4 protein-coding genes are annotated in these 6,244 nt (G+C 47.0%); 3 read left to right on the top strand and 1 reads right to left on the bottom strand.

All coding sequences use genetic code 11. The annotated features are described in order from the left end of the window. Nucleotides 1–110 precede the first annotated feature (110 nt). Entirely contained in the window at nucleotides 111–992 is an 882-nt protein-coding gene (locus B3180_RS02645) for a DMT family transporter (protein ID WP_199494681.1), read from the top strand. A 75-nt stretch (nucleotides 993–1,067) separates the two neighbouring features. Continuing rightward, a complete protein-coding gene (gene dbpA / locus B3180_RS02640) occupies nucleotides 1,068–2,468 on the top strand; it encodes an ATP-dependent RNA helicase DbpA (protein WP_278358658.1) in 1,401 nt (466 codons plus the stop codon). Between the two features lie 77 nt (nucleotides 2,469–2,545). Here the strand turns inward: dbpA and katG are convergent, their stop codons facing one another. Then, nucleotides 2,546–4,801 carry a catalase/peroxidase HPI gene (gene katG, locus B3180_RS02635; protein ID WP_286842877.1) on the bottom strand — a complete coding sequence of 752 codons (2,256 nt, stop codon included), beginning with the start codon at nucleotides 4,799–4,801 and terminating at the stop codon, nucleotides 2,546–2,548. A gap of 233 nt (nucleotides 4,802–5,034) precedes the next feature. Between katG and B3180_RS02630 the strand changes: the two genes are divergently transcribed. Next, nucleotides 5,035–6,244 (top strand): TonB-dependent receptor plug domain-containing protein (locus B3180_RS02630; RefSeq protein ID WP_286842875.1); only part of this gene is annotated, 1,210 nt, incomplete at its 3' end.

Below are 6,244 nucleotides of genomic sequence, written 5' to 3'. Positions count from 1 at the left end.
AGGTCGGTAGTTCGAGTCTACTCGGACGCACCATTTGAAAATCCCTCTCAAGTCTTCTAAATTCAATACTTTCAGCACGTTAAACTTTTCACATAGAAGTTGACTCATGCATGACTAATTCGGGCATCATACTGGTAGCGTCAGCGGCGCTTTTCTGGGGTTTGTCGGGCGGAATTGCCGGTATTCTCATTAACAACGACTGGGATGCCCTGTTAATCTCTTTCTACCGCGGCGCAATTGGATTAGTATTTGTGCTTATTTGGCTGGCACTGAGGCCTCGATACAGCGGTCTGGCCAATAGTCGGTTATGGCTATGGGCCGTCATTGCAGGGCTGGGTGTAGCCGGTAACTTCGGTTTTTACTTCTTTAGTATTTCCGAAAGCAACGTTGCGGTTGCTGCAACCCTTATGTATTGCGCGCCAATATTTGTTTACCTCATTTCTTTTGCGCTCAAGCTGGAAAGCCCTACGCTCGTAAAATGGGCAGCAATTGCGTTAGTTATGGTGGGTGTTGTGCTGCTGACCCGTGTTTATCAAATGGAAGGGAACAGCATTACCCTGCTGGGTGTGGCAACGGGGTTACTCTCAGGACTGTCCTTGGCTCTTTTTATCTTCGGCTTTAAATACGCCACTCAGCACGGCAGCCCGCAGGCCATTCTTAGCATTGCTTTTTTAACCCTTGTTGTGGTGCTGGGTGTTCTGATAGATCCGGCAGAAGCAGCTCAGGTGCCAGGTTCGGTCGACTGGCCCCTATTTGCCATTATTGGGGTGCTTGGCGGCGGTGCATCCTTTATTCTGTATCTTATTGGCTTACGAAGAACACCACCGGCCTTAGCCTCTATTGTGGCCACAATAGAGCCCGTCACGGCTTCGCTTTTCGGCGTAATTGTTTTAGGTGAAATACTGGCTTACTCACAAGTATTAGGCATGCTGCTTATTCTTGTCACTGTCACTGCTTTGGGTGTTTATTCCGGTAAAGAGTCTTCTGATTAAACGGATTATCGCACTACCTTTTGTCCAAAGCCTGTTACAATACACCAAGAAACTTAAACTGAAAGTAGCCTCTTAATGCCTGACCAGACTCCAGCAAAAACAGCCGAAATTACTCAATTTAATCAGCTAAGCTTAGCGCCAGCCTTAATCTCCAGACTGAATGAAATTGGTTATGAACAAATGACGCCAGTTCAGTCATTAAGCTTGCCAGTTATTCTGGATAATGCGGATGCGGTTGTACGGGCCAATACCGGTTCAGGAAAAACAACGGCTTTTGCGCTGGCTCTGCTGTCCAAGTTGAATACTAAAAGCTTTGCCCCACAGGCGTTAGTGCTTTGCCCTACGCGCGAATTAGCTCATCAAGTTGCCGAAGAAGTTCGTAACTTAGCTAAATCTATGACGAACATAAAAATATTAACCTTATGTGGTGGAGAGCCAAGCCGCATCCAGACCAGTTCCCTTGAGCATGGCGCTCATGTATTGGTTGGGACTCCCGGGCGTGTACTTGACCACCTTGAGCAACGAAATGTTGATTTGTCCGCGCTGAACACCTTTGTTCTGGACGAGGCTGACCGTATGCTCGAGATGGGGTTTCAGGAGAGCCTGAGCGCTATTGTTAAGCATATTCCTAAAGCGCGACAAACCCTGTTATTTAGTGCGACTTATCCAAAGAATATCGCGGCTTTGGCTGAGCAGGTAACAACCAAAGCGACCAATATTAATGCGATTCAGGAAGCAGCAAGACCCAGAATTAAACAACACTTTTATGCAATGAACAACGAAGACAGCACACAACTGGTCATGAGCGTGTTAACGGAGCACCAGCCAGAAAACTGTCTTGTTTTTTGCAACACAAAGAACGAAGTTAAGGACATACTCAGTACGCTGCAGACAAATAAATTCAGCGTGTTAGCTTTGCATGGAGAGCTTGAACAAAAAGACCGTGATCAGGCAATTATACAATTCAGTAACGGCAGTGTGCGGGTACTTGTAGCAACCGATGTCGCCTCTCGCGGGTTAGATATTGCTGAGCTCGACTTGGTTGTTAATGTTCATATGGCTCACGATTTAGATACCCATACCCACCGTATAGGCCGTACCGGCCGTGCCGGAAAAGAAGGTATGGCTATAACCTTAGTTTCCGCACAGGACGACTATAAAATGCGACTGCTGGAAGACACCTTCGCCGAGCCCATTCAGATACAATCTGCACCAAACTTACCTGGCATTAAACCTCTGAAAGCGAATATGACAACGCTGCAAATAAGTGGCGGAAAGAAAGATAAGTTAAGACCAGGTGACATTGTCGGAGCACTAACCAAAGACGATGTTCTGAGTGCAGACGATATTGGAAAAATAAAGCTGGAAAGTACGTTTGGTTTTGTTGCCGTACATTCTGGTTTGGCAAAACACGCTTTAGGTCTTATTGGTAACAATAAGATAAAGGGTAAGAAGTTTCGCGCAAAACTGCTTTAAATAATTCAGAGAATAAATAAAAAAACGGTGGCATTTTACCGCCACCGTTTTCACTTCTACTTTCCTGAGCTCAGCTTTTATTTCAGATCAAAACGATCTAACTGCATGACTTTCGTCCATGCCTGAACAAAATCACCGACAAACTTCTGGTCTGCATCGCTCATTGCATAAACTTCTGCAACAGCACGCAATTCAGAGTTCGAACCAAAAATCAGGTCAACCGGCGTTGCTGTATATTTCTGCTCTCCGGTTTTACGGTCGTAACCTTCGTAGATAGCTTCATTGTCCGATGACTGCTTCCATTCGTTATCCATGCTTAGCAGGTTAACGAAAAAGTCGTTACTTAATGTACCCGGCTTGTCAGTAAACACACCATGGTCACTGCCATCATAGTTAGCATCTAAAGTACGCAAACCACCGACTAATACAGTCATTTCCGGCACGGTTAAGGTTAACTGGTCAGCTTTATCGACCATGTGCTGAGCCGGCGGCACTCGGTTACCTTCAGCATAATAGTTGCGGAAGGCATCGGCTTTAGGTTCAAGGAAAGAAAACGAATTAACGTCGGTCATTTCCTGAGACGCGTCAGTGCGGCCCGGCTCAAACGGAACGGTCACATCATAGCCAGCGTCTTTCGCTGCTTTTTCAATAGCCGCTGCACCACCAAGAACAATAACGTCAGCTAACGACACTTGCTTGTCGCCTGATAACTCATCATTAAAGTCTTCCTGAACACCCTTCAATGTATTTAGCGCTTTCTTAAGCTCAGTTGGGTTATTCGCTTCCCAACTCACCTGAGGCTCTAATGCAATACGAGCGCCATTAGCACCACCACGCATGTCAGTACCGCGGAAGCTTGATGCCGATGCCCAAGCTGTACGTACTAACTGAGGTACAGAAAGACCAGAGTCCAGAATTACCGCTTTAAGCTGCTCAATTTCACCATCGTTAATCAGCTCAAAGTCCACTTCAGGGATAGGATCTTGCCATAGAAGATCTTCCTGCGGAGCCATATCGCCAAGATAACGCTGCTTAGGACCCATATCACGGTGCGTCAGCTTGAACCAGGCTTTGGCAAAGGCCAATTCAAACTCTTTAGGGTCTTCGTGGAAGCGCTTAGCGATTTTACGATACTCAGGGTCCTCTTTTAGCGAAAGGTCCGTCGTAAACATAATAGGTGCATGACGTTTGCCTTCAACATGCGCGTCCGGCACCAGTGCTGACGCCTGACCGTCAACAGGGATCCACTGAATAGCGCCTGCAGGACTCTTTGTCTGTTCCCACTCAAAACCAAACAAGTTATCCAGGTACTGAGTTGTCCATGCGGTTGGATTCACTGACCACGCACCTTCTAAACCACTGGTGATGGTGTCTTCAGCATTGCCCTTGCCACATTTGTTTTTCCAGCCCAGCCCCTGCTCTTCTACACCCGCAGCTGCTGGTTCTGCACCTAAGCAGTCTTCTGGCTTGTGCGCGCCGTGCGCCTTACCGAAGGTATGTCCGCCGGCAATTAAGGCGACCGTTTCTTCGTCGTTCATTGCCATACGGCCAAAGGTGTCGCGTATATCTTTTGCTGCCAATAACGGGTCAGGTTTACCGTTTGGTTCTTCAGGGTTAACGTAAATTAAGCCCATCTGAACAGCTGCCAGAGGGTTTTCAAGTTCACGATCACCTGAGTAACGTTCGCCACCGCCTAACCATTCTTTTTCAGGCCCCCAGTAAACAATGTCGGGTTCCCATGCATCTTCGCGTCCACCGGCAAAACCGAAGGTTTCAAAGCCCATCGATTCAAGCGCAACGTTACCGGTTAACACCATTAAATCAGCCCAGGAAATATTCTTTCCATACTTCTGCTTAACCGGCCACAATAGGCGGCGCGCTTTATCCAGACTGACATTATCCGGCCAGCTGTTCAAAGGTTCAAAACGTTGCTGAGCGCCTGCGGCACCACCACGGCCGTCCTGAACCCGATAAGTTCCGGCTCCGTGCCAGGCCATACGAATAAAGAAAGGACCATAATGCCCATAATCGGCCGGCCACCAGTCCTGATCCGATGTCATTAATTCTTCAATGTCTTTTTTGACTTGCTCTAGATCAAGCTGACTGAAAGCCTCAGCGTAATCAAAATCATCGCCATAAGGGTCTGACTCCGGGCTGTGTTGACGTAGAGGCTCTAAATTGAGCTTATTTGGCCACCAAAACTCGTTCGACTTAGGCTCAGGAGAGTTCATCTCGTAAGATGAGCTTTCCTGGGCATTGGCAACACCTGATCCCACGGAAAGCGATATCGCAATCGCTACAGTAGAAAGTAAAGGTACTGTTTTATTAAACATGATTAATTACCCTTTTTGTTAGACACAGTAAGTGCGCTATTAATATAGACTAAACGCGGTGTTTTTGGGGGCTCAGATAGATTCGAAAAATAGATTGAGCTAATCGGATAGTCAGCTTTAACGACAAGAATGATTTGAAAAGTGTTAAGAAAGGTTAAAGATTAAGGTAAAAACGAAGAACCGCATATATACCTATTACAGGGTCATTTGTTAATACGGTGTGGGTTTTTATCATGATTAAATACAAACAAAACTACTTAACACTCTGCTTGTGTACTGCCTTAACGTCTTTTGCCTTTTCCGCGCAAATATCTGCAACTCCCCTTCAGCAGGAAGAAAATGAAACAGACGAAGAGTCTATGGAAAAAATTACCGTTATTGGTAGCAATATCAGCGGCGCTCAGGCAGCCGGAAGGCTTCCTGTTACTACCCTGAATGCGGACGACATAACCAATACAGGCGCGGTAACCGGAGACGAACTGCTCCGCTCTATTCCCCAAATTGGCGACATTAGTTTTAATAATGAACGGGCAATTGGTGGTGTTAACGACGCCCGTGGCGATGTCGCCTCAATTAACTTAAGAGGTATAGGGACCGGTAATACATTAACCTTACTGAACGGCCGTCGACTGGTTCTTCATCCGGGCACCCAGACTGAAAATTTCGTGCCCGTCACTACCGTCAACTCAAATACCCTACCGGTTTCTGGTTTAAGACGGCTGGAAGTGCTTCGGGACGGTGCTTCCGCTCTTTACGGGACTGACGCTGTAGCCGGTGTCGTAAATTATGTTTTGAAAAAAGATACCACTCAAAGCCAGTTAAAACTCAATGCGGGAAATGCCGCTGGTACCTCAATGCAGCAATACTTGGTCAGTGGTTCTACCGGGCTGTTCTTTAACGATGATAAAAGCCATTTAAGTCTCTCTTTCGCTTACTACACCCGCGACGAGATAGGCGCTAACGAACGTTCCTACTCAGCCAGCGAAGACCGTCGCTTTAATGACAGAATACCGGACGAGTTTATAGGCGACACACAACTGGATAACCGCTCATTGTCCAGCCCCTGGGCCATTTTTGACGGTGAAAACATCGGCCGCTTTCATATACGCCCGGAATCTATGGGGGAATGCTTCCAGAGCTTATCCGACGGTGTATGTGCCGCCGAAGGTTCTATCCCAAGAGACATGCGCTATGACTCGGCTCTTGAGGATCAGAGCATGACCTCTGCAATTGATCGAGCGAATTTGTTTGCTTATTTTATCCACAAACTTTCACCGGGTCTGGAGTTTTTCGGCGAAGCTTTATATTACGAAGCCATCTCGAAGCGTCGGCGAGAACAAAACGCTAACTTAACCGCACAGCGTTTTACCATAAGTGAAGACGCTGCATACAACCCTTTTGGCGAAACCGTCACTCTGCGTAACATCCGTCCAATGGATGTTG

Source organism: Idiomarina sp. UBA4206, from assembly GCF_002383015.1.
GTDB classification, from domain to species: Bacteria; Pseudomonadota; Gammaproteobacteria; order Enterobacterales; family Alteromonadaceae; genus Idiomarina; species Idiomarina abyssalis.
This window is presented reverse-complemented; position numbering and strand designations above follow the sequence as displayed.

Coding starts and splice junctions, on each gene's coding strand:
- katG (WP_286842877.1), bottom strand. CDS start 4,801: ATGTTTAATAAAACAGTACCTTTACTTTCTACTGTAGCGATTGCGATA.
- B3180_RS02645 (WP_199494681.1), top strand. CDS start 111: ATGACTAATTCGGGCATCATACTGGTAGCGTCAGCGGCGCTTTTCTGG.
- dbpA (WP_278358658.1), top strand. CDS start 1,068: ATGCCTGACCAGACTCCAGCAAAAACAGCCGAAATTACTCAATTTAAT.